Consider the following 24499-nt stretch of genomic DNA (forward strand, 5'->3'; position numbering starts at 1 on the left):
TTGCACCTCATCGGGATGACAGCAAAGGCGGTCGGCGCAGCAAACCGTGTACCGGACCAAAAATGACAGACAACGCATAGCTGCAACCCGCTATCAGCACGATGGCCGGGCCGCTGGGCAGTGAGTAATAAAACGACAGCAAAAGGCCCAGCCAAACCGAAACGCAGCCAATCGCAGCCGAGATCAGGATCAGCACAGGCAGTCGACGGCTCCAGAAGCGCGAGGCAATAGCCGGCAACATCATCAGGCCAACCACCATCAGTGCGCCGATAGCCTGAAAGCCGATCACCAGATTCAACACCACCAATGTCAGGAATAGCCCGTGAGCCAATGGCCCCAGCCGACTGACACTGCGAAGGAATAGAGGATCCAGGGTGTCGAGCAACAATGGGCGGTAGATGGCTGCCATCAGCAGCATGCTGAAGCCGGTTACCCAGAGCATGCCTGTGAGCGTCTGGCTGTCGACGGCCAAGGCTGAACCAAACAACAGATGGAGTAGATCAAGACGTTTACCGGCGATGCCAAGGATCAATATGCCGCTGGCCAATGAGATCGGGTAAATCGCCGCGAGGCTGGCATCTTCACGCAAGCCGGTGCGCCGAGTGATCCAGGCTGACACTCCGGCCATGCTCAAACCCGCCCCCAACCCCCCCAATGTCAAAGCAGGCAGGCTCAGCCCGGCAAACCAAAACCCCAGCGCAGCTCCAGGGAGAATGCCGTGTGCGACTGCATCACCAATCAAACTCATGCGCCGCAAGATCAAAAAAACGCCCAGGGGTGCCGTGCTACATGCCAGTACCAGACCGCCAAATAAGGCACGGCGCATAAAGACAAATTCCTGGAACGGTTGCCATAACTGGCTGACGATAACCATCAGGCGACCTGCGGCGGGTTGATCAGTTGCTCGGTCGGCGCCAGTAAGTTGCCGCTGCTTTTAATCAATAATGTTTGGGGGATATGTTTGCGAACGGCGTTAAGGTCATGGCACACAACCAGCAACGTTCGGCCTTCGGTTTGCCATCTCTGGATATGTTGCCAGAGCAGTTCTTGCCCCAGTTCATCGAGAGCTGCATGGGGTTCATCCAGTAGCAACACCGAGGCATCGGCAAGGCATAAGCGGGCCAGAAGCGAGCGTTGCAATTCGCCGCCCGACAGGGCCATAAGCGGTCGGTGTTCCAGGCCGTCTAAATGCCAGTCTGCCAAGACAGCGTTCAACCGGTCGCTTCGTTGTTGGGCCGTTTGCTTCTTGCCCCAAAATCCCGCAGCCACCAACTCTTGCAAACTGATGGGGAATTGCCGATCCATAAATTGTTGTTGTGGCATAAAGGCCACGTTGCCTTGGCGTGGAACATCCAGCACAACTTTTCCCGAGAGCGGCTTTTGCAGCCCCGCAATCACTTTGAGCAAACTGCTTTTGCCGCAACCATTGGCGCCTATTACGGCTGTGAGGCTGCCTTTGACCAGGTTCATATTTAGCGCTGGAGTGAGGGGCTGACCCGGAACGCCCCAAGTCAGATGCTGACAACCGATCATCACGCCTCCCAATTCCAAAAGCTTTCGGCCACGGCGTCATGGCTGTGCAAACTTTCTGCGTGAACAACTTTAAGTTTGAACGCCTCCACGCCAGAAGTTTTCTGCAACACCGTGTTGAGCCTTCGGGCAGCGTCTTCGCAGAACATCAAGTTTTGACCGTTGGCCAGTGCGAAGGCTTGTTCGTCGGCGCGTTTTACCGCTGTTTGAACGGCAGTCCCTAATGCGCCTTCGGCGTTATTGATGATTGTTTCCAGAGGCAGTTGTGGGAACTGATGTCCCAAACGAATCGTTAGATGTGCAGTGCTTCGCTGGCTGTGTGGTGTGGCTACGATACCTTTTGAACTACCGAGCCAAGCAAGAACATCTGCGTGTTGCAGTGATGTGTTGGCGAAATCATCGATGAATTGTCGCTGTATTAATTGCCGTGCGAGCGCCGCTGAGCAGGGGCATGTGGAGGAGTAGCTCACGAGAATTTTTAGTTCCACGTGGAACATTCCGTTTTTCAAACTCGCTTCAATGCTTGTTGGATAGCTTTTCCAGCCTGCCAATGGGCTGACTAAGGCCGGGCGTTTGAGCAGTACATCGCTGTGAATTCGCACATAGGCTTTGTTCGATAAACCTTCGTGGCTGTCGAGAAAGCACCGCAATAGTTGCCTGAGCAGGGCCGGCGTAAGGTTTTCCGTTTCCAGCTGATCCAACGCCAGATACAGGCGAGACATGTGTATGCCCCGTGCAGTTGCGTCTACGAGATTGACGCCGGCATCTATTTTCGCGCTGAGGCGTTGGCCGTTGATTAATACCGGGGAAGCAATGCCGCACATACCGACCCATTCAAGCGCTATTGCTTGCTGGGATGACTGCGCGGCGATATCTGGCAAAGTCAGCGCATTCATAAAGTGAGATCCGTCGCAGAGTGTTTTGACATGTTATATTATAACTATAAAGTCGACGATGCTTTTTTGCTGGGGCATACACACAGCAATCTTGAGTACGGATGCTCCCTTATCTGCGGTACAGGCCATGCACAGACGTCAACTGCTCAACTGGCTGCTTGCCAGTTCCGTATTCACATTGCCGCTGGGAATTTCAGCTGCCCAAATTCAGCACGCCAGGCTATGGCGCACCGGGAATACCCTGCGTCTGGTTCTGGATCTGAGTGGGCCAGTGCAGTACAAAACCTTCTCATTAACGGCTCCCGATCGGCTGATTATTGATGTGAGTGGTGCCAGCCTGAAGGGGGATTTCAGTGAGTTGGTACTGGCCAATACGGGCCTGCGTTCGATTCGCTCCGGGCATTACGGCCAGGGTGATACGCGCATCGTGCTGGACCTGGATGAGCCGGTTCAGCTCAGCAGTTTTCTGCTGCCACCCCAGGGCGGGCAAGGTCACAGGCTGGTGCTAGACCTGGCCAAAAGTGCGGTCGCCAAACTGGGTGTGGCAGCGGCAACGCCAAGCAACGCACACCCCAAACGCGACATTATTGTGGTGATTGACCCCGGGCACGGGGGTAAGGATCCGGGTGCGACGAGCGCCAAAGGCCATCGTGAAAAGGATGTTGTTTTGTCCATCGCCCAGCTGCTGGCCAAGCGCCTCAAGCGTGAAAAAGGCTTTGATGCACGGCTGGTGCGCAATGATGATTTCTTTGTCCCCCTGCGCAAGCGGGTAGAAGTCGCTCACAAGCACAATGCAGACCTTTTTATTTCGGTGCATGCAGACGCAGCGCCGCGCCTTACGGCGTCTGGAGCATCGGTGTACGCGCTCTCGGAGGGTGGTGCCACATCGGCCACAGCGCGGTATATGGCACAGCGTGAAAATGGTGTGGATTTGCTCGGTGCCACCCGCCTTTTGAACCTTAAAGACAAAGACCCGATGCTCGCAGGCGTGATCCTCGATATGTCCATGAATGCCACCATCGCGGCCAGTTTGCAGTTGGGCAACACCATTCTGGGCAGCCTTTCGGGCATCACCTCACTGCATCAAAAACGCGTGGAACAGGCCGGTTTTGCCGTGCTCAAGTCGCCGGATATTCCGTCGATTCTGGTAGAGACGGGCTTTATGTCCAACCCCCGCGACAGCGAGCGCTTGATCACCGCGCGTCATCAACAGGCGGTAGCCGAGGGTTTATTTAACGGATTAATCGCTTATTTTCAGAAAAATCCGCCCGCCAGCAGCCATATGGCGTGGGTTAACGAACAGAAAAACAGTACGTTCGTCACTTCAGTGTTGTCTTAAATGCATTGTTATAATGTATCATTTGTAGGTCCGCTATCGGATTGACTGCTAAGCGGGCGTTTTGACCTGCAGCCCTGATGAGGAAATATCCAGATGTCGAATCGTCTTCCTGTAACTGTTCTCTCAGGCTTTTTAGGTGCAGGTAAAAGCACACTGCTCAATTATATTTTGCGCAACCGCGACAACTTGCGCGTGGCCGTGATCGTTAACGATATGAGCGAAATAAATATTGATGGCGGTGAAGTACAGCGCGATGTGACCTTGAACCGGGCTGAAGAAAAACTGGTCGAAATGAGCAACGGCTGCATCTGTTGCACCCTGCGTGAAGACTTGCTTGAAGAGGTCAGCGCACTGGCCAGGGAGGGTCGATTTGATTATTTATTGATCGAGTCGACCGGTATTTCAGAACCGCTGCCTGTGGCAGAAACTTTTACGTTTCGTGATGAATCAGGACAAAGCCTGGCCGATATTGCCCGCCTGGATACGATGGTTACAGTGGTCGACGGGCTGAATTTTCTTCAGGATTATCAAGCCGCAGAGAGCCTGGATTCACGGGGTGAAACCCTTGGAGAATCAGACGAACGGTCAATTACTGATTTATTGATCGAACAAGTTGAGTTCGCGGACGTCATTTTAATCAGCAAAATTGATTTAATAAGTTCCGACGAACGGCAAGAATTAATGGCCATTCTGCAACGCCTCAACGCTCAGGCCGAAATAATGCCTATGGTCATGGGTGAAATTGCGCTGCATAAAATTCTCGATACCGGCCGGTTTGACTTTGACCGTGCGGCGCAGGCACCGGGCTGGTTGCAAGAGTTACGCGGTGAGCATGTGCCCGAAACCGAAGAGTACGGCATCGCCTCCAGTGCCTATCGTGCGCGCCGGCCTTTTCATCCCGAACGTTTTTTCAATTTTATCGAGCGGCCCTGGACCAATGGCAAACTGCTGCGCTCCAAAGGTTTTTTCTGGCTGGCCAGTAAATTTCAGGAGGCGGGCAGTTGGTCTCAGGCTGGCGGTCTGATGCGCTATGGGTTTGCCGGTCGCTGGTGGCGCTTTGTGCCCCGCGACCAATGGCCGCAGGAGCCGCAAGCCAAGGCAGAAATATTGCAAAAATGGCTGCCGGATACGGGAGATTGCCGCCAGGAATTGGTGTTTATCGGTCAGCACATCGACTTCGCCCGGCTGACGGCTGAACTCGATGCCTGCTTGCTCAACGATGCTGAAATGGCCTTGGGCGAAGCGAGCTGGAAATTGCTGAGCGATCCTTTTGGCGACTGGTATGAAGAGGTGGCTGCATGAAGAATGCATTTGCCTTTACCGCTCAGCCGTTGATCGATCAGGTTCGTGGGCAGACGCCTGAAATCATGACCCGAATTCTGGATGAAGACGTCAACCTGGCCATCTGGCAGCGTCAGTTACCTGTGCATATCGTCGATTTCGGGGCTTTATTGCTTTCGCTGGACGAGCCATTGGCTGACGCCATCGTGATAGATATGCCCAACGAAAAGGCTCAGCCCAACCTGACAGGCCTGGCTGCCAGGTTTAATGATCTGGAAGGCTATGCAGGCTTTATTGCAGACGTTTCCTGGCTGGTGAGTGCCTACGCGTGCCTGTTGGGCGCAAAACGCATTGGGCTGCGTCTCAGAGCCCTGGATAAAGCCATGTGCCCCCGGTTTCATGTGGACCATGTACCTGTACGTCTTATTACCACTTATGCAGGGATTGGTAGCCAGTGGCTGCAGGAAGGCGTAATGGAGCGTCGTCAGTTAGGGCAGGTGCAGGCCGAACCCGCCCGTGCAGAGTTGATTCAGCAAATAAACGCCGGTGAAGTTGCCTTGCTCAAGGGGGAGAAGTGGCAGGGTAACGAGGGAGCGGGGTTGATCCATCGTTCGCCGGCACTGGCACCGGGCGAGCGCAGGCTGATTTTGACCCTCGATTGGCTGGCCTGAGGCATATTGCTTGCTTCAATCCGTACAGAAGCTGGCCTCATGTTGCAAAACATACCTACCCACGTGATTGCCGGGCCGCTTGGCGCCGGCAAAACCAGTCTGATTCAGCACCTGATGGCGCACAAACCGCCACACGAACGCTGGGCGGTGCTGGTCAATGAGTTCGGTCAGATCGGCCTGGATGCGGCCCTGATGAGCCAGGGAAGCGATGACATTGCTATCACCGAAGTGGCGGGTGGCTGTGTGTGCTGCGTCAATGGCACGCCTTTTCAGATCGGTTTGAGTCGCCTTTTGCGCAAGTCCAGGCCCGATCGCCTGTTTATCGAGCCTTCCGGTTTAGGCCATCCCGCACAGATTCTAAAGCAGCTCGGTGAAGCGCCCTGGCTGGGGGTTTTGGCCCTCCAGCCGTGCGTCATGGTGCTCGATGCGCAAGCGATGGCTCAGGGCAAACCTTTGCCAAAAACCCAGCAAGAGGCCCTGAAAAGTGCCGGTTTACTGGTCATGAATAAATCTAATAGTGTCCCAAATGAGCAACGTGAGCAGATTGCATGCAGCCTGCCAAAGTGCCCTGTTTTATGGGTCGAGCATGGCCGCATCCCTTTAAATACGCTGCCTGTAGCCCATATGAATATCGCTCATGCTGTGGATAACTCATTGATTTATAAGGATTTTAATCATATTGGCAGTGTGTTTTCCGACCCGCGTACGCCGATGGTGATGACTCAACATCAGCCCGAAGGATGGAGCGCAGGTTGGCGCTGGCACCCCTCTCGGCAATTTGACCTGGATCTGTTGCAACAGTGGCTCGAAAGCCTGGATTGGCAGCGTGCAAAGCTGGTTATTCATGGTTCGGCGGGCTGGTTTTCGAACAATTCTGTGGATAACTCGATCGCGCAATGGAGATCGAGTGAGTGGCGCAAGGATTCACGCCTCGAATTGATTTTTGCTCAGCCCCAGGATCTGGATTTGCTTTGCTCGGGGCTGGAAAGTTGTCTACTCAAGGAGGTTTTTTAGGTAGCAGGCCCGTGTTGCGAGGCACAAAACCCAGGGTTTTAGCGGGTTCTGTGCTGGTAAAATTGTCCTACAACTTGAAGTGTGCGCAGGAGATTTGCACCGTTAAAACCTCACGGAGGTGTCTATCTCAATGGTTTTAGCGAGGTTGCGCGGAAAGTTATCCACAGGCGCCCGGCATGCAGGCGCTGAAAGGCAGGGCTCAGTGGCGGGTCTTGCTGTGTTCCTGGCGCCACTGGCTGAGTTCGATCACCTGAGCGCTGGGAATGACACTTGGCTCGGCTTCGGTCTGGAACGGGTAGGGCGGCAGCTCGATTTTTACGCTGTGGGCGCCGAACTGGGTGATGGTTCCGGTATGACGCTGATCACCGGTCACCGTGAATTCAAAGTTATACACACGGGCCAGGCGTTTATGGCCGTTGGCGTCGGGGATCAGACCGATTTTTTTAAGCGCCACGTTTTCATCGAGCAGTTCGATATCGAGGTTTTTGCAGTGTTGCTTGACCCGCTCCAGCGCCCGCTCGCGCAGCCCGTGGTTGTGCCACAGCCAGGCAGCGCCTGCAGCCAGCAGCATGAGGACGAACATATTTCCCAGGGTCAGCATTACATGTGCTCCAACAGATTGTGCTCAGCTTAACTGCGTCTTCAACCTGTCGTACAGGCCGCGTTTGGTCGCATACTGCGTGGCTTGAATCCACCCGTAGTCTGGAATCCGGCATGAAACGTACACCTCATTTACTCGCCATCCAATCCCACGTGGTTTTCGGCCATGCCGGCAACAGCGCAGCGGTTTTTCCCATGCAGCGCGTCGGGGTGAATGTCTGGCCTCTGAACACGGTGCAATTCTCCAATCACACTCAGTATGGCCAGTGGACGGGGGAAGTGTTGGCTCCCGAGCAAATTCCTTCGCTGGTCGACGGAATCGCCGCCATCGGCGAGCTGGGCAGCTGTGATGCGGTCTTGTCCGGTTACCTGGGCAGTGCGGCGCAGGGGCGGGCCATTTTAAGCGGGGTGGCGCGTATCAAGGCTGTTAATCCCCATGCACTGTACCTGTGCGACCCGGTAATGGGGCACCCGGAGAAAGGTTGTATCGTGCCTCAGGAAGTCAGTGACTTTCTGCTTGAAGAAGCTGCCGCTATGGCCGATTTTTTGTGCCCCAACCAGCTCGAACTGGACAGTTTTTGCGGCCGTCATCCGCAATCGTTGTTTGACTGCCTGGCCATGGCCCGCAGCTTGCTGGCCCGCGGCCCGAAAGCGGTGCTGGTGAAGCATTTGTCGTATCCGGGCAAACCGCCTGAAAGTTTCGAGATGCTGCTGGTCACGGCAGAGGGCAACTGGCACTTGCGTCGGCCGCTGCTTGCCTTCCCGCGCCAGCCAGTGGGCGTAGGCGACCTGACCTCAGGTTTGTTCCTGGCGAGAGTGCTGCTGGGCGACAGCCTGGTGGCTGCGTTTGAATTTACCGCTGCGGCGGTGCATGAGGTGTTGCTGGAAACCCAGGCCTGCACCAGCTATGAATTGCAGCTGGTACGGGCCCAGGACCGCATTGCCCATCCGCGTGTGCGGTTTGAGGCAGTGCCGATCAGTTTGTAAGCAAACTGAACAAAACCTGTGGGAGCGGGCTTACAGTGTTTCGTCTTTTAGCTCGCGGTAGCGCTGCTCCAGCTCCTGACGGATCTGGCGGCGTTGCTTGCCCTGGATAAAGCGGCGCTTGTCTTCGCTGTTCACTGGCTGCAACGGCGGAACAGCGGCCGGCTTACGGTCGTCGTCCACGGCTACCATGGTGAAGAAGCAGCTGTTGGTGTGGCGCACCGAGCGCTCGCGGATATTTTCGGTAACGACCTTGATGCCAACTTCCATCGAGGTGTTGCCGGTGTAGTTGACCGAGGCGAGGAAGGTCACCAGTTCACCGACATGAATCGGCTCGCGAAAAATCACCTGGTCCACCGACAAGGTGACCACATAACGCCCCGCATAGCGGCTGGCGCAGGCATAGGCGACTTCATCGAGGTACTTGAGCAGGGTTCCGCCGTGAACATTGCCAGAAAAATTGGCCATGTCCGGGGTCATCAAGACCGTCATCGACAGTTGGGAGTTTCCGGGTTCCATAGCAGCAGGCTCGTGGTTGTGTGGCAGCAGTGAAATGGGTATCTCTGTGGATACTTGTCGATTTTTGAAACAGTGATTAACGGGACGCTGCCGTGTTGGCTGCCGTCACGCTTATCTCTATCTGTTTCCATATATTGCACCGCCTTTCTGTCGCAAGTCGCGGTGTTAACCTGCAAAAGTCCGTTAGTCGGATACTTCCTACATTTTAAACAGTCGATACGCGCGGCCTGACAGGCTGTGTCTGTCGTCATGTTGCCTGGTGAATATCAAACAAGGAGTGCCACGCCATGCATGCCATCAGTTTTATTCAGGATCTGGCAGTCATCATGCTGGTCGCAGGTGTGGTGACGATTCTTTTCCACAGGTTCAAACAGCCGGTGGTACTGGGCTATATCGTTGCAGGTTTTATTATCGGCCCGCACACCCCGCCGTTTGGCCTGATTCACGATGAAGAAACGATCAAGACCCTGGCTGAGCTGGGGGTGATCTTTTTGATGTTCTGTCTGGGGCTGGAGTTCAGCCTGCGCAAGTTGTTCAAGGTCGGGGCCACAGCCTTTATCGCAGCGTTTATGGAAATCACGCTGATGATCTGGATTGGTTATGAAATTGGCCGCTGGTTCGACTGGAACACCATGGATTCGCTGTTTCTGGGCGCCATCCTGGCCATTTCATCTACCACCATCATCGTCAAGGCCCTCAACGACCTCAAGATGAAAAACGAGCGCTTTGCCCAGCTGATTTTTGGCGTGCTGATCGTTGAAGATATTTTGGGTATCGGGATTATTGCGCTGCTGTCGAGCATTGCGGTCAGCGGCAGCGTCAGCCCCGAAGAGGTTTTTTCGACCGTCGGTAAATTGTCATTGTTTATGATCGTGGCGTTGGTTATCGGCATTTTGCTGGTGCCGCGTGTGCTGGCGTATGTAGCCCGATTCGAAAGCAATGAAATGCTGCTGATCACTGTGCTGGGCCTGTGTTTTGGCTTTTGCCTGCTGGTGGTCAAGCTGGAATACAGCATGGTGCTCGGGGCGTTTTTGATCGGTGCAATCATGGCCGAGTCGCGTCAGTTACTGAAAATCGAGCGCCTGATTGAACCGGTGCGTGATTTGTTCAGTGCAATATTCTTTGTCGCCATCGGGTTGATGCTCGACCCGGCCATCCTGCTGGAGTACGCGCTGCCAATTGTGGTGATCACTATCGCCGTGGTGCTGGGCAAGATGCTCTCCTGCGGGCTGGGGGCGTTTATCGCAGGCAATGATGGACGTACCTCGCTGCGAGTTGGAATGGGGCTTTCGCAGATTGGGGAGTTTTCTTTCATTATCGCGGCGCTGGGTATGACATTGCAGGTCACCAGCAGCTTCCTGTACCCCGTAGCAGTGGCCGTCTCCGTATTGACCACCCTGATGACCCCTTACCTGATTCGCGCCGCAGACCCGCTCTCGCTCAAGCTGGCACAGGTGGTGCCTGGTCGCTTGTCACGGGTGTTGGGGTTATATGGCGAATGGCTGCGCAGTATTCAGCCACAGGGCGAAGGGGCGTTGTTGGCGGCCATGATTCGCAAGATCTTGCTGCAAGTTGGGGTCAATCTGGCCCTGGTCATCGCTATTTTCTTTGCCGGCGGTTATTTCGCACCGCGCATCGGCCGTTATTTGCAGGGCTGGATTCTGGAGCCGAGCTGGCAAAAAGGGATGATCTGGGGGGCTGCTTTGCTGCTGTCGTTGCCGTTCCTGATTGCGGCGTATCGCAAGCTCAAGGCGCTTTCGATGCTACTGGCCGAGATGGGGGTCAAGCCGGAAATGGCAGGGCGCCATACGCAGCGCGTGCGCCGGGTGATCTCGGAAGTCATCCCGATTCTGTCGTTGCTGGTGATTTTTCTGCTGCTGTCGGCCTTGTCGGCAAGCATCCTGCCCACCAACGAGTTGCTGATGGTGATTGCGGTGGTGGCGGCGGGGGTTGCGGCGCTGTTGTGGCGCTGGTTTATCCGGATTCACACGCGCATGCAGGTTGCACTGCTGGAAACGCTGGATAACCACAAGGAGGGGGGGCACTGACAGCCCGCTGACCAATGGCTGGAAAGCGGGGATGCCCGGGGGCTGTTGATGTTTCGTTGTGGCTCACAACGAAACGTCAACCAACCCTGGAGGTATCAGCTTTCCAGCCAGACGTCGCGCGCCCAGTGCCAGACCGATTCCCAGGTTTCTTCAGTGACGAGTTCTTCTTCGCCGGACCACAGCACCACGGTGCCGTCTTCTTCCACGCAGTAGTAGTCGTCGCCGTCCTGGCAAATAGGGATCAGGCTGCGATCAACGCCAGCATCCCAGGCATTTGCCGCCACTTCCGGCAGATAGGTGTGCGATTGTGGGTCGGTCACTGTGACCGGCTCCAGGCTGCCATACACCACGTCACTGACGGTCAGCAGAAATTCTCTGAAGACAAATGGAATATCGATGAACAGCTGCTCTTCGATTTCCACCAACTGGTCTTCTTCAGGCAGTTCCAAGGGAACCGGTACAGGCTCGTTTTTTTCGCGTAGCTCTTCAATAATCTCTTCCACGACCTCATCCTCATGCTCTATGGCGCGGTTTATATGACGCGCTTTATACAGTAGCTCGTTATAAGTGCAATCGTGAAATGCAAAGCCCCGGACAAGTCCGGGGCTTTGGTAAACGCATGTGTAACTCGCAGGGTTAGCCGTTCTGGCGGATACCTGCCACCAGCCAAGGCTGGTTGTCGCCTTGCTGACGTTCCATGTTCCAGCTTTCGCTGAAGGCTTCGCCCTGGTCAAAGCGCGAGTTTTTCGACACGCCGCTGAAGGTCAGGGTTGCAATGGTTTTGTCTGCGCGATCGTCCAGGCCGTCCAGTTGCACGGTCAGGTTGTCGATGTAGGTGGACTGGAAGCCATCACCCAGCTCAGCGCGTTCACGCTTGAGGAAGTCGAGCATCTGCGGGGTCACGAACTCGGCGATCTTGTCCATTTCGTTGGCATCCCAGTGCTGTTGCAGGGACTGGAAATGGTTGCGCGCGGCTTCCAGGAAGTTTTGCTCGTTGAACCAGGCTGGAGCGTTGATCACCGGACGTGCTGCAGGGGCAGCCGAACCACCGAAGATCGAAGCAGCAGGCTTGGCGTCGAACGCTTCGCGTTGCATGGGTGCGTGGCCAGCAGGGGCCATCATGTCAGCTTGTTTGCGACGACGGGCCGCGATAAAGCGGAAGATCAGGAAGGCGATAACCGCCATGATCAGGATGTCGAAGAACTGCATGCCCTGGAAGCCGCCGCCCATGAACATGGACGCCAGCAGGCCACCGGCAGCGAGGCCGGCCAGAGGGCCGAGCCAGCGCGAAGCACCGCCGGCCTTGGCTGCGGCGCCTGCGGCACCGGCAGCCGCCGGGGCTGCAGCTGGAGCAGCTTGACGCGTTTGGTGGCTAGGCGCTGCACCCGCGCTTTTGCCGCCACCGAAGCGCTTGGCGTTCGCGTCGATGCTCATCGTCAAGCCGATGCACAACGCCATGGCGATGCTAAGAAAACGTTTCATAAGGGGTTCCCATTTGTGGATATCACGCGCGCCATGTTGCACAGATGAGTTGTGACTGGCTAGCGGTGAAGTGTTTCGGGCTTTTGCTTATTTGTTTGTAGGGCTAGGATTTATTTTGCGTAGGAGGACATGTGGGAGCGAGCCTGCTCGCGAAAGCGGTGTATCAGCCAACAATAATATTGACTGATGCGCTCTCTTCGCGAGCAGGCTCGCTCCCACAGCGGTTTGCCTTACCTTATTCCCGCCAAGCTGTCGGGTTGCTGTCAGACCGCCTCAAGTTTGGCGTAGCCCATCATCAGCCATTTGCTGCCTTCGCTGAAGTTGACCTGTACCCGTGCCTGGGCACCTGCACCCTCGAAATTGAGGATGACGCCTTCGCCGAAGACCGCATGCTTGACCATCTGGCCGAGCTTGAATTCGGTTTCCGGGATTTCCGAACCACCAAACAGGGTGCTGGCGCTCTGCTTTTGACCGCCGCCGAAAGGGCGACTGACACTGTTGGATAGTCGGACTTCCTGGATCAGACCCTTTGGTACTTCGCGTACGAAGCGTGAAACCTTATTGTAGGTTTCGCTGCCGTACAGGCGTCGGGTTTCTGCGTAGGTCATCACCAGGTTTTGCATGGCGCGGGTAATGCCTACGTAGGCCAGGCGTCGTTCCTCTTCGAGGCGACCGGGCTCTTCCAGGCTCATTTTGTGCGGGAACAGGCCTTCTTCCATGCCTACCAGGAACACGTACGGGAACTCCAGGCCTTTGGCGCTGTGCAGCGTCATCAGTTGGATGCCGTCTTCATGTTCTTCGGCCTGGGTATCGCCAGCCTCCAGTGAGGCATGCCCGAGGAAGGCGGCCAATGGCGACAGCTCTTCGTCTTCGTCATTGTTCTCAAAGTTGCGTGCTGCGCTGACCAGCTCCTCAAGGTTTTCTACCCGGGCCTGGCCTTTTTCGCCTTTTTCCGCCTGATGGTAGGCAATCAGCCCGCTTTGCTCGATCACGGTTTGCGTCATCAGATGCAGAGGCATGTCCATGACTTTTGCCGCGAGGTTTTCGATCAGTTCCATAAAGCCGGCAATGGCACCCGAAGCACGGCCCGGCAGGGCTTTATTGGCGATCAGCTGGCGCATTGCTTCCCACATCGACACGTCGCTGTGACGTGCGTGTTCGCGAATGGCTTCGACGGTTTTTTCGCCAATGCCGCGGGCAGGTACGTTAATCACCCGCTCCAGCGCCGCATCATTGCCGCGACCTTCGAGCAGGCGCATATAGGCCATGGCATTTTTGATTTCCGCGCGTTCGAAGAAGCGCTGGCCGCCATAGATGCGGTAAGGGATGCGCTCGCGCAGCAAGGCTTCTTCAAGCACTCGCGACTGGGCGTTGGAACGGTACAAGATGGCGATATCGCTATGGGCGATGCCGGTTTTCAGAGCGCTTTCGATGGTTTCGACCACGTAGCGCGCTTCGTCATGTTCGTTGAACGCGGCGTACAGATTGATGGCTTCGCCTTCGCCGCCGTCAGTCCACAGCTCTTTGCCCATGCGCCCGGTGTTGTTGGCAATCAGGGCATTGGCCGCTTTGAGGATGCCCGCCGTGGAGCGGTAATTTTGCTCCAGACGAATGGTCTCGGCATCCGGGAAGTCGGTTGAGTACTGATAGATGTTTTCGATTTTTGCGCCGCGCCAGCCGTAGATCGACTGGTCGTCATCACCGACCACCATCAGGCTGTCGCCGCCCTGGGCCAGCAACCGTAGCCAGGCATATTGCACGGCGTTGGTATCCTGGAATTCGTCTACCAGGATGTGCCGGAAGCGTTTCTGGTAATGCGCCAGCAAGCCCGGGTTGTCGCGCCACAAATCAAGGGCACGCAGCAGCAGCTCGGAAAAATCGATCACACCGGCGCGTTGGCACGCGACCTCATAGGCCTCGTAAATATTGCGCATGGTGGCCAGGAACAAGTCGCCGCTGGCCTGGATATGTTTGGGGCGAAGGCCTTCGTCTTTTTGACCGTTGATAAACCACTGGGCCTGACGTACGGGCCAGCGCTGTTCATCCAGCCCCAGCTCACGGATCACACGCTTGACCAGGCGTTGCTGGTCGTCGCTGTCGAGGATCTGGAATGTCTGGCTAAGGCCGGCTTCTTGCCAGTGAGCCCGCAGCAGACGGTGAGCCAGGCCGTGGAAGGTGCCGACCCACATGCCTGCAGGGTTGATACCCATCAACTGCTCGATGCGGTGGCGCATCTCGGCAGCGGCCTTGTTGGTGAACGTCACCGACAGCACGGAGTGTGGGGACGCGTTTTCGACCTGGATCAGCCAGGCGATACGGTGCACCAGCACACGGGTTTTGCCGGAACCAGCGCCGGCCAGGACCAACTGACGCCCGACACTGGCCGTGACGGCCTGACGTTGGGCATCGTTGAGAGAATTTAACAAGAGAGAGAGATCATCGCGCATCGGGGCATTTTAGGGGCTGTTGGTGTTTCATTGCTAGCTGCGTGGCCGCCTTGGGCCGAGCGGTCTAAAAGCCGGACAATAAATGTGCCTGGCTGATTTCATCCATTTAATAGCGCCTGTGCGTTTGGTCACGGGCATTGCTTGTGTATGCTCGGGCGACTTTTTGGCTCATCTACTGATAAGAATTTCGCCGATGGTTCAGAGTTTAAATTCGCCGGGTATTTTTTTCGGCATAGGCATCGGTTTTTTCCTGCTGGCGGGCGGTCTGGGATGGCAGGTCAAGCGGATCAGGCAACGGCGCATGGTGCGCCGCTTGCGGCATCAAGGTTTGCGCGAAGATTTGCAGCAAGCGAATGTCCGTAGTGAGCAACTCAATACCGAGCTTGCCTATGAGGTCGAGCAACGCCGTTTGAGCGAAGCGCGGGTGCGCCACCTGACCCGTTTTGATGAGCTGACCGGGCTGGCCAACCGCCTTCTGTTCAAGGAACGCCTGGAGGAGGCTAGCCAGCGTGTACGCCAGGGCTCGTGCAACCTGACGTTGCTGCACATCAATCTCGATCGTTTCAAATTGCTCAATGACAATTTCGGGCATGAGCTGGCGGACCATGTGCTGCAAAAAATGGCCGAACGCATCACCAAGGCCTTGCCTGAGGCCGACACCATTGCGCGCCTGTCGGGTGATGAATTTGCAGTGCTGTTTGATGCCTATAACAGCCTGACCAGCCTGGCGCGGGTCGCGACCCGGCTGCTGGACAAGCTCGGTCGGCCGCTGGTGGTGGATGGCCATGAGCTGGTCATCAGTGTGTCAATGGGCATCAGCATGTTGCCCGACAGCGCGCGCGATATTGCCAGTCTGGTCCATCAGGCCAACAAGGCCATGCAGCAGGCCAAGCACCTGGGCGGCGGCAGGTTTCAGTTCTACAGTGACAGCCTGCATGGCAGCTCCCTTGAACGGCTGCAGCTGGAAAACCAACTGCGCAAAGCCATTAGCGAACGCCAGCTCAACGTGTTCTATCAACCCAAGCTGTGCCTGGCCACAGGGCGTCTGCACGCCGCCGAAGCGTTGGTGCGCTGGGATCACCCGCAACTGGGTAATGTGCCGCCAGGCAACTTTATTGTCCTTGCCGAAGAGACCGGCCTGATCAGCGCCATCGGTGAATTTGTACTGCGCGAAGCCTGCCGGCAAGCGTGTGAATGGCAACGAGCAGGGCTGGCGCCAATACGGGTATCGGTGAACTTGTCGGGGCATCAGTTGCGCCAGGGCAAGCTGGTCAGCCTGGTGCGCCAGGTACTTGAAGAAACCGGGCTGGCGCCGCACTGCCTGGAACTGGAACTGACAGAAAGCCAGTTGCTCGACAATGTTGAATACGTCATCGCTACCTTCCAGCAATTGCATGAACTGGGGGTGAAGCTGGCAATCGATGATTTTGGCACCGGCTATTCATCGCTCAGTTACCTCAAGCGATTTGCGGTGGATTACGTAAAAATCGATAAAACGTTTATTCACGGCGTGGGCCGTTGCAGCGAAGACGAGGCCATCACCCTCGCAATTATTGCCATGGCCCACAGTCTGGGCCTTAAAGTGGTGGCAGAAGGCGTTGAAAACGAGGCGCAGCTGGCATTTCTCAAGACTCGCCAGTGCGATGAAGTGCAGGGCTATTTGATCAGTCGTCCGATAAACGCAGTGCAATTCAGCGATTTACTGCGTAACGGTGTAGTGGTTTTGTAGTGCCAAAAAGGGCTACATGGCCCTCAGGCGGCTTGAATCAAGGGAGATAACTGGATAGTTGATGGCGTATTGGCTGGGCAGAAAACGAATTCTTGTAGTATAACTACAAGATTGCTACATCCCCGGCGCCCGCCGCTTACAGACCGAGTCCTGCCCTTTGAACCTGCTGCAACATATTGCCCAGTCACGCCACCTGTTACGTAAATCGGAACTCAAGGTCGCCGATCACGTGCTGCTTGATCCTGCGGCTGTAATGCACAGTTCCATGGCCGACCTTGCCCACAGTGTCGGAATCAGCGAGCCGACCATCGTGCGTTTTTGCCGGGCGATAGGCTGTTCCGGGTTTCAGGACCTGAAACTCAAGCTGGCGCAAAGCCTGGCGGCCGGTGCCAGTTTTGGTCAGTTCGCGATCCATGAAGACGATTCGGTAGCGGACTACAGCCTGAAAATTTTCGACACCACGCTGCATACCTTGATGGACGTGCGCGAGAAGCTCGATCCGATAGCGCTGCAGCGTGCCGTGACGGCCATGTCGCAAGCGCAGCGTGTCGAGTTTTATGGGTTTGGTGCTTCGGGCGCGGTTGCGGCGGATGCCCAGCACAAGTTTTTCCGTCTGTTGCTGACCGCGGCTGCCTATTCCGACCCGCATATGCAAGCGATGTCGGCCGTGACCTTGAAGCCTACCGACGTGGCGATCTGCATTTCCCAGTCGGGCCGTTCCAAAGACTTGCTGATCACCGCCAACCTGGTGCGTGAAAGCGGCGCGACCCTGATTACCTTGTGCCCGAGCCAGACGCCGCTGGCGGAGCTGGCAACCGTCAATCTGGCGATCGATGTGCATGAAGACACCGAAATCTATACCCCGCTGACCTCGCGTATTGCCCACCTGGTAGTGATTGACGTGTTGGCAATGGGTGTTGCCATGGCCCGAGGCCCGAGCCTGGTCAACCACCTCAAGAGCGTCAAGCGCAGCCTGCGCAGCTTGCGCCTGTCGCCTAAATCACTGAAAAGCCACGAAGATTAAAAGCGCACAACATCTTCTGTGGGAGCGGGCTTGCTCGCGATAGGGAATGCCGCCGTGTGACAGACACACCGCAGCGCCTGAATCGCGAGCAAGCCCGCTCCCACGCAGAGCTCACATTCAGCGTTCATCCCCCTGTCATCCCACCTTCGCCAAGTCGTCATAAACAAGGTGCATCGTAAAGCTCCCGTACACGCCTTGGGAGACTCGAAATGGCTCAGCCTTACGAAGAACGCAATAGCGCCGTCAAAACCCGCCGTCAGCAAGAAGACCAGCGCCGCATGGCCTTCCGTCGCGCGATTGAAGACCATACGAGCCAGCGCCAACTGCGTCTGGAAACCTCTGACTACCCTGACCTGGGGTCGATCAACTACTGGCAGTCTGCGTCGGCAAGTGACCGTCGAAGCGCTCAACCAACGCGCTGATTTGCAGGCGCTCACTGCGAATAAACCCCAGAAATGCATGCGCCACCGGTGACAGGCGCTTGGCCTTGGCCTGCACCACGCACCAGCTGCGATACAGCGGCAACTCCTCGACCGGCAGTTCGCACAGCAGGCCGGTCGCCAGCTCCAGGCTGACGGCGTGGCGGGTCAATAACGCCACGCCCAACCCGGCTACCGCGCACTCGCGCTGCGACTCGTTGGACGACACTTCCAGCGTCTGATTGAAGTGAACGCGCTTTTCCTTGAAATACTCCTCACACGCCATGCGCGTGCCCGAACCCTGCTCGCGCATCAGCAAGGTATAAGGCTCCAGATCCTGCAAATGCAGCGGACCCCGGTTGCACAACGGATGATCAGCGGGAGCCACGGCCACAATCGGGTTGTTCAGAAACGGCAAGAATTCCAGGCCCATGTCCTGCGGCACCATCGACATGATCACCAGATCATCGCGGTTATCTGACAGCCGACGAACGGCCTGCGCCCGGTTGACCACCGTCAGTTGCAAATTGACTTCCGGATGCTGGCGCTTGAAGGCCGCAAACAGATGCGGCACAAAATATTTCGCGCTCGACTCTACGGCCAGTTTCAACTGGCCTTGCAATGACCCGAGCATGTCGGAAAGTTGCATGTCGAGGTTTTCCAGCCGGCCGAAAATATCCCGACTGGCCAACTGAAGCGCTTCAGCGGCTTCGGTCATGTACAGCTTTTTGCCGACGTACTCGAACAATGGTTGGCCAACCAGCTCTTCAAGCTGACGAATTTGTAGACTTACGGCGGGTTGCGTCAGCGACATTTCTTCTGCTGCGCGGCTGTAAGAACGCAAATCACAGACTTCGTTAAACACCTGTAATTGGCGAAAAGTGATACGCATCAATGACTTACGCATTTTTATAAAATTATCCGAAGCGACAAGTGATCTGACTATAAGTTGTTACTTATGCACGACCCAAGAATTATTGATTTTTGTTTATCACTGCGTGGGTCTAGTGTGACGACACAACGGTTCAGACACATTTGGACACGTGCCGACCTGGTCTAGCAGGTCGTTTGTTCCATGGGCTTTAGGGAAAATCCAAGTGATAAAAAAGATCCTGATCGCCAACCGCGGAGAAATCGCCGTCCGCATCGTGCGTGCCTGCGCCGAGATGGGGATTCGCTCTGTAGCGGTCTATTCCGAAGCTGATCGGCATGCCTTGCACGTCAAGCGCGCCGACGAAGCACACAATATCGGCGAAGACCCGCTGGCCGGTTATTTGAATCCGCGCAAGCTGGTGAATCTGGCGGTTGAAACCGGTTGTGATGCTCTGCATCCCGGTTACGGTTTTTTGTCAGAAAACGCTGAGTTGGCTGATATCTGCGCCGAGCGCGGGATCAAGTTCATCGGTCCGGCCGCTGAAGTCATTCGCCGTATGGGCGACAAGACTGAAGCGCGTCGCAGCATGATCAAGGCCGGTGTGCCGGTCACACCGGGCACTGAAGGCAACGTTGCCGACATCCACGAAGCCTTGATTGAAGGCGAACGCATTGGCTACCCGGTGATGCTCAAGGCCACCTCGGGTGGTGGCGGTCGCGGCATTCGTCGCTGCAACAGCCGTGAAGAACTCGAGCAAGCCTTCCCGCGGGTGATCTCGGAAGCGACCAAGGCCTTTGGTTCGGCCGAAGTGTTCCTCGAAAAATGCATCGTCAACCCCAAGCATATCGAAGCGCAAATTCTCGGCGACAGCTTTGGCAACGTGGTGCATCTGTTTGAGCGCGACTGCTCGATCCAGCGTCGCAACCAAAAGCTGATCGAAATCGCCCCAAGCCCGCAGCTGACCCCGGAACAGCGCGCCTATATCGGCGACCTGTCTGTGCGCGCAGCCAAGGCCGTGGGTTACGAGAACGCCGGTACCGTGGAGTTCCTGCTCGCCGAGGGCGAGGTGTACTTCATGGAGATGAACACTCGGGTGCAGGTGGAGCACACCATCACCGAAGAAATTACCGGCATCGACATTGTTCGTGAACAGATTCGTATCGCCTCTGGCCTGCCGCTCTCGATCAAGCAGGAAGACGTGCAGCATCGCGGCTTTGCCCTGCAGTTCCGGATCAACGCCGAAGACCCGAAAAACAACTTCCTGCCCAGTTTCGGCAAGATCACCCGTTACTACGCGCCCGGCGGCCCCGGTGTACGTACTGACACGGCGATCTACACCGGCTATACCATCCCGCCGTATTACGACTCCATGTGTCTGAAACTGGTGGTGTGGGCCCTGACCTGGGAAGAAGCGATGGACCGTGGTTTGCGCGCCCTCGACGACATGCGTCTGCAAGGGGTCAAAACCACCGCCGCGTATTACCAGGAAATCCTGCGTAACCCGGAATTCCGTAGTGGTCAGTTCAACACCAGCTTCGTAGAAAGCCACCCTGAGCTGACCAACTACTCGATCAAGCGCAAACCCGAAGAGTTGGCCCTGGCCATCGCTGCCGCCATCGCCGCCCACGCAGGCCTGTGAGGAAAAGAATAATGAGCAAGAAGATTTTCGTAACTGACACCATCCTGCGTGACGCCCACCAGTCGCTGCTGGCCACCCGCATGCGCACTGAAGACATGCTGCCGATCTGCGACAAGCTCGACAAAGTCGGCTACTGGTCCCTGGAAGTCTGGGGCGGCGCGACCTTTGATGCCTGCGTGCGTTTCCTCAAGGAAGATCCGTGGGAGCGTCTGCGCCAACTGCGTGCCGCCTTGCCCAACACACGTCTGCAAATGTTGCTGCGCGGCCAGAACCTGCTGGGCTATCGCCATTACAGCGACGACGTGGTCAAAGCCTTCGTCGCCAAAGCAGCAGTCAACGGCATCGACGTGTTCCGCATCTTCGACGCCATGAACGACGTGCGTAACCTGCATGTGGCCATCGAGGCGGTCAAAGCTGCCGGCAAGCATGCCCAGGGCACCATTGCCTATACCACCAGTCCGGTACATACCACCGAGGCGTTTGTGGCGCAGGCCAAGCAGATGGAAGCCATGGGCTGCGACTCGGTCGCCATCAAAGACATGGCTGGCCTGCTGACGCCGTACGCCACGGGCGAACTGGTCAAGGCGCTGAAAGCCGAAATCACTCTGCCGATCTTTATTCACTCCCATGACACCGCCGGTCTGGCTGCCATGTGCCAGCTCAAGGCTATCGAGAATGGCGCAGACCACATTGATACCGCGATCTCCAGCTTTGCGTGGGGCACCAGCCACCCGGGCACCGAGTCGATGGTTGCCGCGCTCAAAGGCAGTGAATACGACACCGGTCTCGATCTGTCGCTGCTGCAGGAAATTGGTATGTACTTCTACGCAGTGCGTAAGAAGTATCACCAGTTTGAAAGCGAATTCACCGCTGTTGATACCCGTGTTCAGGTTAACCAGGTGCCGGGCGGGATGATTTCCAACCTTGCCAACCAGCTCAAAGAGCAGGGTGCGCTGAACCGCATGAGCGAAGTGCTGGCCGAAATCCCGCGTGTGCGTGAAGACCTCGGTTACCCGCCGCTGGTAACACCGACGTCGCAAATTGTGGGTACTCAGGCATTCTTCAACGTATTGGCGGGTGAGCGTTACAAAACCATCACCAACGAAGTGAAGCTCTACCTGCAAGGCGGCTACGGCAAGGCGCCGGGCGTGGTCAACGAGCAACTGCGTCGTCAGGCCATTGGCAACGAAGAGCTGATCGACGTACGCCCTGCGGACCTGCTAAAGCCCGAAATGGTCAAGCTGCGTGCTGAAATTGGTGCCCTGGCCCAGTCGGAAGAAGACGTACTGACCTTCGCCATGTTCCCGGATATCGGTCGCAAGTTCCTTGAGGAGCGCGCTGCAGGCACTCTGACCCCAGAAGTGCTGCTGCCTATCCCTGAGGCTGGCGGTGTCACCAAGGCGAGCGGTGAGGGCGTGCCGACCGAGTTCGTGATCGACGTTCACGGTGAGAGCTATCGCGTTGACATCACCGGTGTCGGCGTCAAGGCAGAGGGCAAGCGTCACTTCTACCTGTCCATCGACGGCATGCCGGAAGAGGTGGTGTTCGAACCCCTCAACGAATTTGTTGGTGGCACCTCAAGCAAGCGCAAGCAGGCCAGCGAGCCAGGCCATGTGAGCACGGCAATGCCAGGCAACATCGTTGATGTACTGGTCGCTGTAGGCGATGTGGTCAAGGCGGGTCAGTCGGTACTGATCACCGAAGCGATGAAAATGGAAACTGAAGTCCAGGCCGGCATCGCAGGCAAAATCGTCACCATCCATGTAATCAAGGGCGATCGCGTTAATCCGGGCGAAATTCTGATCGAAATCGAAGCCTGATACTGCCTTTGATGTAAACGCTTTAAACCTCGGGGGGGCATGTGCTCCCCTTTTTTTTGCTCTTGAATTGAGGCTTTTTCGCAGGTTCGATTCAAGGAGTCTGGCGACGACAAGGCTGGAAAAGCGCCTGTAGCGCCTAGCAAGTAGGGCGAGGTGTGGTGCCCGTACGAGGCGTTAGACATAAGTCGCTGAGCCATGGTGTTTCAGGTGCATCGCGCTGCTACGAGTGTTTGCGCTTCTCCCCGTGCAACAGGGGTATCAAGCGGTCGCGTAGCGCAAATGTGTTTATTCCAAGCACAAAAACGCCCAGCAGTCCTTGCTGGGCGTATTGATCAAATTTTATACAGCTGTGGCTCTGCATTCTTCCAGGGTCTTTATTTGGCCGCTTTCTGGTTGGTTATCCAATGCCAGCCATTTTTCGAACCCTGCCGCTAGTGCGGGCCATTCCATACTAATAATACTGTACCACGTGGTATCACGGTTTTTGCCTTTAACCACCATATGCTGGCGGAAAACGCCTTCGTATGTGTACCCAAATCGTACTGCAGTACGCTTCGATCTTGCGTTATCGTTGTTGCACTTCCATTCCAGACGCCGGTTGCCCAGGGCGAAGGCTTCCTTGGCGAGCAGGTAGACCGCCTCCGTGCTTTTCGGTGAGCGTTGCATGGGTGCGCCAAAGGCGACGTGGCCGATCTCGATACGCCCGTGCTCCGGGACGATGCACATCAGGCTAAGCAAGCCTTGTGCCTCACCGCTGGGCTTGTCGATAACGGCATAGAAATGTGGATCACGGCTATCGGCATGCTTTTGCAGCCAAGCGTCAAAGGTCGGACGCTCGTTAAATGGACCGTAGGGCAGGTAGTCCCAAAGCTTGGGATCGGCCTGCGGCCCTTGTAAGGCTAGCCATAGTTCATCGCCATGACGTTCGGGGTCGAGCTTTTCCAGACGAATGAATCGCCCTTCGAGGGTGCGGGTATCCGGGGTTTTAGCCGCCAGCCAACGTTCTAGAGAGTCGGGCATTGCGCGTTCCTTATTTATGACAAGGTTTTGCGAAACTGAATAAAGCCGGGGCGCTCGCCAATGCGCTCATACAACTGAATAGCCGTGGCGTTGGTTTCCTGGGTGAGCCAATGCACTTTGCAGCAGTCCTTGGCGCGGGCGGCAGCGTATACATGCTCGATTAACTGACGACCCACCCCCTTGCCGCGCACATCGGGACTGACAAACAGGTCTTGAAGATAGCAGGCGTCTTTGATGCTCCAGTTGGTGCGGTGATAAACGCACTGCACCATGCCCACCGCTTTGTCGTCTGGCCAGGCCAGGGCCAGGGTGGTCGGTTCTGCCGGGTCGAGAAAACGCGCCCAGGTGGATTGGCTGATTTCGTCGGATAGCTCGGTTTTGTAGAAGCGCAAGTAAGCTTGCCAAAGTGGTAGCCACTGTTCGCGATCGGTGGCGGTGGCAGTTTTGATCTGGATTTGAGCCATTTTCAGTTATTCCTTAACCATTAAATGAGCGAGTGCGTGGTCTTGCGGGTTGGGGTTGGCCAGCAGGCCCTGGCGCACACCAGCCTGGTCGCGGGCGTCGCGGTTCTGGCTGAGTTTGCGTTTGCCTTGCAGGCGGGTGATAGGCAGGCGAAAGCCCACAATGGCCTTGAGCATGCTGTCGACATAGTCGGCGGGGGCGTCGCTGACAGCCCAGGGCGCGGGGCGATTGGCTTCATGCCTGTCGCTCAGGCGGCTGACCAGTGCCAGCAAACGTTCGGCATCATCGGACACCTCGGCCATGCCATAAGCGTGTACGGCCAGGTAATTCCAGGTGGGTACGGCTTTTCCGTGGTCGGCCTTGCCTGGGTAAAAGGTAGGGCTGATATAGGCCTGTTCGCCGGCAAAGATCACCAGTGCTTCCGTGCCTTGGGCCAGGTCCTGCCAGTGTGGATTGGCCCGGGCCAGGTGCCCGTACAATGTGCCGCACGGGCCTTCGTCGGGGTTCAACAGCATAGGCACATGACTGGCGAGCAGGCCCTGGCTGGCATGTGTGACCAGCACGGGCAGGGGGGAGGCCTGCATCTGCTGGTGCAGGATTTTAATGTCGTCTACGGCGAAGGCGCGGGGTACGTACATGGAAATTATCCTTGGCGATTGGCTTTATCCTAGGCAGGCTATTGGTTGGTTGTAAGAGCCATT

23 protein-coding genes are annotated in these 24499 nt (G+C 56.4%); 11 read left to right on the forward strand and 12 right to left on the reverse strand.

Annotated elements, in window-relative coordinates; translation table 11 throughout:
• Positions 1-7 precede the first annotated feature (7 nt).
• Genes ACP7BE_RS15305 through folE2 form a run of 3 tightly spaced genes read right to left on the reverse strand, consistent with a single transcriptional unit; the run spans position 8 to position 2426 of the window.
• Positions 8-874 carry a metal ABC transporter permease gene (locus tag ACP7BE_RS15305; protein WP_094999559.1) on the reverse strand — a complete coding sequence of 289 codons (867 nt, stop codon included), beginning with the start codon at positions 872-874 and terminating at the stop codon, positions 8-10.
• Complete coding sequence (locus ACP7BE_RS15310) at positions 874-1533, reverse strand: metal ABC transporter ATP-binding protein (RefSeq protein ID WP_095024798.1); 660 nt, start codon at positions 1531-1533, stop codon at positions 874-876. Before ACP7BE_RS15310 ends, ACP7BE_RS15305 begins: the two co-directional genes overlap by 1 nt.
• Positions 1533-2426, reverse strand: coding sequence for a GTP cyclohydrolase FolE2 (gene folE2 / locus ACP7BE_RS15315; protein WP_426106392.1), 894 nt, complete (start codon positions 2424-2426; stop codon positions 1533-1535). Before folE2 ends, ACP7BE_RS15310 begins: the two co-directional genes overlap by 1 nt.
• A gap of 127 nt (positions 2427-2553) precedes the next feature.
• Between folE2 and ACP7BE_RS15320 the strand changes: the two genes are divergently transcribed.
• From ACP7BE_RS15320 to ACP7BE_RS15335, 4 genes are all read left to right on the forward strand, one after another.
• Positions 2554-3765, forward strand: a complete 1212-nt coding sequence (locus ACP7BE_RS15320) for an N-acetylmuramoyl-L-alanine amidase (protein ID WP_426106394.1) — start codon at positions 2554-2556, stop codon at positions 3763-3765.
• 93 nt (positions 3766-3858) lie between these two features.
• Positions 3859-5067: a zinc metallochaperone GTPase ZigA gene (gene zigA / locus ACP7BE_RS15325; RefSeq protein ID WP_153326315.1), complete on the forward strand. Its 1209-nt coding sequence runs from the start codon at positions 3859-3861 to the stop codon at positions 5065-5067.
• Positions 5064-5717, forward strand: a complete 654-nt coding sequence (locus tag ACP7BE_RS15330) for a DUF1826 domain-containing protein (RefSeq protein WP_095017938.1) — start codon at positions 5064-5066, stop codon at positions 5715-5717. The genes zigA and ACP7BE_RS15330 overlap by 4 nt, the downstream gene beginning before the upstream one ends.
• A gap of 39 nt (positions 5718-5756) precedes the next feature.
• Positions 5757-6731: a CobW family GTP-binding protein gene (locus tag ACP7BE_RS15335; protein WP_426106397.1), complete on the forward strand. Its 975-nt coding sequence runs from the start codon at positions 5757-5759 to the stop codon at positions 6729-6731.
• 199 nt (positions 6732-6930) lie between these two features.
• Here ACP7BE_RS15335 and ACP7BE_RS15340 read toward each other — a convergent pair whose 3' ends face one another.
• Positions 6931-7332 carry a DUF3301 domain-containing protein gene (locus tag ACP7BE_RS15340; RefSeq protein ID WP_094999552.1) on the reverse strand — a complete coding sequence of 134 codons (402 nt, stop codon included), beginning with the start codon at positions 7330-7332 and terminating at the stop codon, positions 6931-6933.
• A 113-nt stretch (positions 7333-7445) separates the two neighbouring features.
• Between ACP7BE_RS15340 and pdxY the strand changes: the two genes are divergently transcribed.
• Positions 7446-8318: a pyridoxal kinase PdxY gene (pdxY, locus tag ACP7BE_RS15345; RefSeq protein WP_095020586.1), complete on the forward strand. Its 873-nt coding sequence runs from the start codon at positions 7446-7448 to the stop codon at positions 8316-8318.
• 30 nt (positions 8319-8348) lie between these two features.
• Here pdxY and ACP7BE_RS15350 read toward each other — a convergent pair whose 3' ends face one another.
• Positions 8349-8834 (reverse strand): acyl-CoA thioesterase, encoded by a 486-nt coding sequence (locus ACP7BE_RS15350; protein WP_094999550.1) that lies wholly within the window; start codon positions 8832-8834, stop codon positions 8349-8351.
• Positions 8835-9121: 287 nt separating this feature from the next.
• Here ACP7BE_RS15350 and ACP7BE_RS15355 point away from each other — a divergent pair, with 287 nt between their 5' ends.
• Positions 9122-10882, forward strand: coding sequence for a cation:proton antiporter (locus ACP7BE_RS15355; RefSeq protein WP_094999549.1), 1761 nt, complete (start codon positions 9122-9124; stop codon positions 10880-10882).
• 95 nt (positions 10883-10977) lie between these two features.
• On the opposite strand, the gene ACP7BE_RS15360 is transcribed toward ACP7BE_RS15355, so the two are convergent.
• From ACP7BE_RS15360 to uvrD, 3 genes are all read right to left on the reverse strand, one after another.
• Positions 10978-11385 (reverse strand): SMI1/KNR4 family protein, encoded by a 408-nt coding sequence (locus tag ACP7BE_RS15360; RefSeq protein WP_016782918.1) that lies wholly within the window; start codon positions 11383-11385, stop codon positions 10978-10980.
• A gap of 133 nt (positions 11386-11518) precedes the next feature.
• Positions 11519-12364, reverse strand: coding sequence for a Tim44 domain-containing protein (locus ACP7BE_RS15365; protein WP_094999548.1), 846 nt, complete (start codon positions 12362-12364; stop codon positions 11519-11521).
• 263 nt (positions 12365-12627) lie between these two features.
• On the reverse strand, positions 12628-14811 hold the full coding sequence (gene uvrD / locus ACP7BE_RS15370) for a DNA helicase II (RefSeq protein ID WP_094999547.1): 2184 nt from the start codon (positions 14809-14811) through the stop codon (positions 12628-12630).
• 193 nt (positions 14812-15004) lie between these two features.
• On the opposite strand from uvrD, the gene ACP7BE_RS15375 reads away from it, so the two are divergent.
• The 3 genes from ACP7BE_RS15375 to ACP7BE_RS15385 all read left to right on the forward strand — a co-directional run bounded on the left by ACP7BE_RS15375 (position 15005) and on the right by ACP7BE_RS15385 (position 17986).
• On the forward strand, positions 15005-16540 hold the full coding sequence (locus tag ACP7BE_RS15375) for a putative bifunctional diguanylate cyclase/phosphodiesterase (RefSeq protein ID WP_095024793.1): 1536 nt from the start codon (positions 15005-15007) through the stop codon (positions 16538-16540).
• Positions 16541-16697: 157 nt separating this feature from the next.
• Entirely contained in the window at positions 16698-17564 is an 867-nt protein-coding gene (hexR, locus tag ACP7BE_RS15380; protein WP_094999545.1) for a transcriptional regulator HexR, read from the forward strand.
• Positions 17565-17773: 209 nt separating this feature from the next.
• Positions 17774-17986 (forward strand): PA3496 family putative envelope integrity protein, encoded by a 213-nt coding sequence (locus tag ACP7BE_RS15385; protein WP_094999544.1) that lies wholly within the window; start codon positions 17774-17776, stop codon positions 17984-17986.
• Here ACP7BE_RS15385 and ACP7BE_RS15390 read toward each other — a convergent pair.
• On the reverse strand, positions 17928-18890 hold the full coding sequence (locus ACP7BE_RS15390) for a LysR family transcriptional regulator (RefSeq protein WP_094999543.1): 963 nt from the start codon (positions 18888-18890) through the stop codon (positions 17928-17930). The two genes, ACP7BE_RS15385 and ACP7BE_RS15390, sit on opposite strands and share 59 nt — an antisense overlap.
• A 190-nt stretch (positions 18891-19080) precedes the next feature.
• Between ACP7BE_RS15390 and ACP7BE_RS15395 the strand changes: the two genes are divergently transcribed.
• Entirely contained in the window at positions 19081-20496 is a 1416-nt protein-coding gene (locus ACP7BE_RS15395) for an acetyl-CoA carboxylase biotin carboxylase subunit (protein ID WP_016782925.1), read from the forward strand.
• Positions 20497-20507: 11 nt separating this feature from the next.
• Complete coding sequence (gene oadA / locus ACP7BE_RS15400; protein ID WP_426106405.1) at positions 20508-22316, forward strand: sodium-extruding oxaloacetate decarboxylase subunit alpha; 1809 nt, start codon at positions 20508-20510, stop codon at positions 22314-22316.
• 339 nt (positions 22317-22655) lie between these two features.
• Here the strand turns inward: oadA and ACP7BE_RS15405 are convergent, their stop codons facing one another.
• From ACP7BE_RS15405 to ACP7BE_RS15415, 3 genes are read right to left on the reverse strand one after another with little or no spacing between them, the layout of a single operon-like run.
• Entirely contained in the window at positions 22656-23336 is a 681-nt protein-coding gene (locus tag ACP7BE_RS15405) for a GNAT family N-acetyltransferase (RefSeq protein ID WP_426106407.1), read from the reverse strand.
• A gap of 14 nt (positions 23337-23350) precedes the next feature.
• Positions 23351-23800: a GNAT family N-acetyltransferase gene (locus ACP7BE_RS15410; protein ID WP_426106409.1), complete on the reverse strand. Its 450-nt coding sequence runs from the start codon at positions 23798-23800 to the stop codon at positions 23351-23353.
• Between the two features lie 6 nt (positions 23801-23806).
• The gene (locus ACP7BE_RS15415) at positions 23807-24436 is read right to left on the reverse strand and encodes an FMN-binding negative transcriptional regulator (RefSeq protein ID WP_426106411.1); all 630 of its coding nucleotides are present in this window, start codon (positions 24434-24436) and stop codon (positions 23807-23809) included.
• Positions 24437-24499: the final 63 nt, after the last annotated feature.

Source organism: Pseudomonas sp. TWR1-1-3, assembly GCF_049896805.1.
Taxonomy (GTDB): domain Bacteria; phylum Pseudomonadota; class Gammaproteobacteria; order Pseudomonadales; family Pseudomonadaceae; genus Aquipseudomonas; species Aquipseudomonas bubulae.

Bases quoted from the DNA above. Each gene is read 5' to 3' on its own strand.
- ACP7BE_RS15310 (WP_095024798.1), bottom strand. From the start codon at position 1,533: ATGATCGGTTGTCAGCATCTGACTTGGGGCGTTCCGGGTCAGCCCCTC.
- ACP7BE_RS15385 (WP_094999544.1), top strand. From the start codon at position 17,774: ATGGCTCAGCCTTACGAAGAACGCAATAGCGCCGTCAAAACCCGCCGT.
- ACP7BE_RS15340 (WP_094999552.1), bottom strand. From the start codon at position 7,332: ATGCTGACCCTGGGAAATATGTTCGTCCTCATGCTGCTGGCTGCAGGC.
- ACP7BE_RS15355 (WP_094999549.1), top strand. From the start codon at position 9,122: ATGCATGCCATCAGTTTTATTCAGGATCTGGCAGTCATCATGCTGGTC.
- pdxY (WP_095020586.1), top strand. From the start codon at position 7,446: ATGAAACGTACACCTCATTTACTCGCCATCCAATCCCACGTGGTTTTC.
- ACP7BE_RS15415 (WP_426106411.1), bottom strand. From the start codon at position 24,436: ATGTACGTACCCCGCGCCTTCGCCGTAGACGACATTAAAATCCTGCAC.
- ACP7BE_RS15410 (WP_426106409.1), bottom strand. From the start codon at position 23,800: ATGGCTCAAATCCAGATCAAAACTGCCACCGCCACCGATCGCGAACAG.
- ACP7BE_RS15390 (WP_094999543.1), bottom strand. From the start codon at position 18,890: ATGCGTAAGTCATTGATGCGTATCACTTTTCGCCAATTACAGGTGTTT.
- zigA (WP_153326315.1), top strand. From the start codon at position 3,859: ATGTCGAATCGTCTTCCTGTAACTGTTCTCTCAGGCTTTTTAGGTGCA.
- ACP7BE_RS15335 (WP_426106397.1), top strand. From the start codon at position 5,757: ATGTTGCAAAACATACCTACCCACGTGATTGCCGGGCCGCTTGGCGCC.
- ACP7BE_RS15320 (WP_426106394.1), top strand. From the start codon at position 2,554: ATGCACAGACGTCAACTGCTCAACTGGCTGCTTGCCAGTTCCGTATTC.
- ACP7BE_RS15405 (WP_426106407.1), bottom strand. From the start codon at position 23,336: ATGCCCGACTCTCTAGAACGTTGGCTGGCGGCTAAAACCCCGGATACC.
- ACP7BE_RS15365 (WP_094999548.1), bottom strand. From the start codon at position 12,364: ATGAAACGTTTTCTTAGCATCGCCATGGCGTTGTGCATCGGCTTGACG.
- uvrD (WP_094999547.1), bottom strand. From the start codon at position 14,811: ATGCGCGATGATCTCTCTCTCTTGTTAAATTCTCTCAACGATGCCCAA.
- ACP7BE_RS15350 (WP_094999550.1), bottom strand. From the start codon at position 8,834: ATGGAACCCGGAAACTCCCAACTGTCGATGACGGTCTTGATGACCCCG.
- oadA (WP_426106405.1), top strand. From the start codon at position 20,508: ATGAGCAAGAAGATTTTCGTAACTGACACCATCCTGCGTGACGCCCAC.
- ACP7BE_RS15330 (WP_095017938.1), top strand. From the start codon at position 5,064: ATGAAGAATGCATTTGCCTTTACCGCTCAGCCGTTGATCGATCAGGTT.
- ACP7BE_RS15305 (WP_094999559.1), bottom strand. From the start codon at position 874: ATGGTTATCGTCAGCCAGTTATGGCAACCGTTCCAGGAATTTGTCTTT.
- ACP7BE_RS15375 (WP_095024793.1), top strand. From the start codon at position 15,005: ATGGTTCAGAGTTTAAATTCGCCGGGTATTTTTTTCGGCATAGGCATC.
- folE2 (WP_426106392.1), bottom strand. From the start codon at position 2,426: ATGAATGCGCTGACTTTGCCAGATATCGCCGCGCAGTCATCCCAGCAA.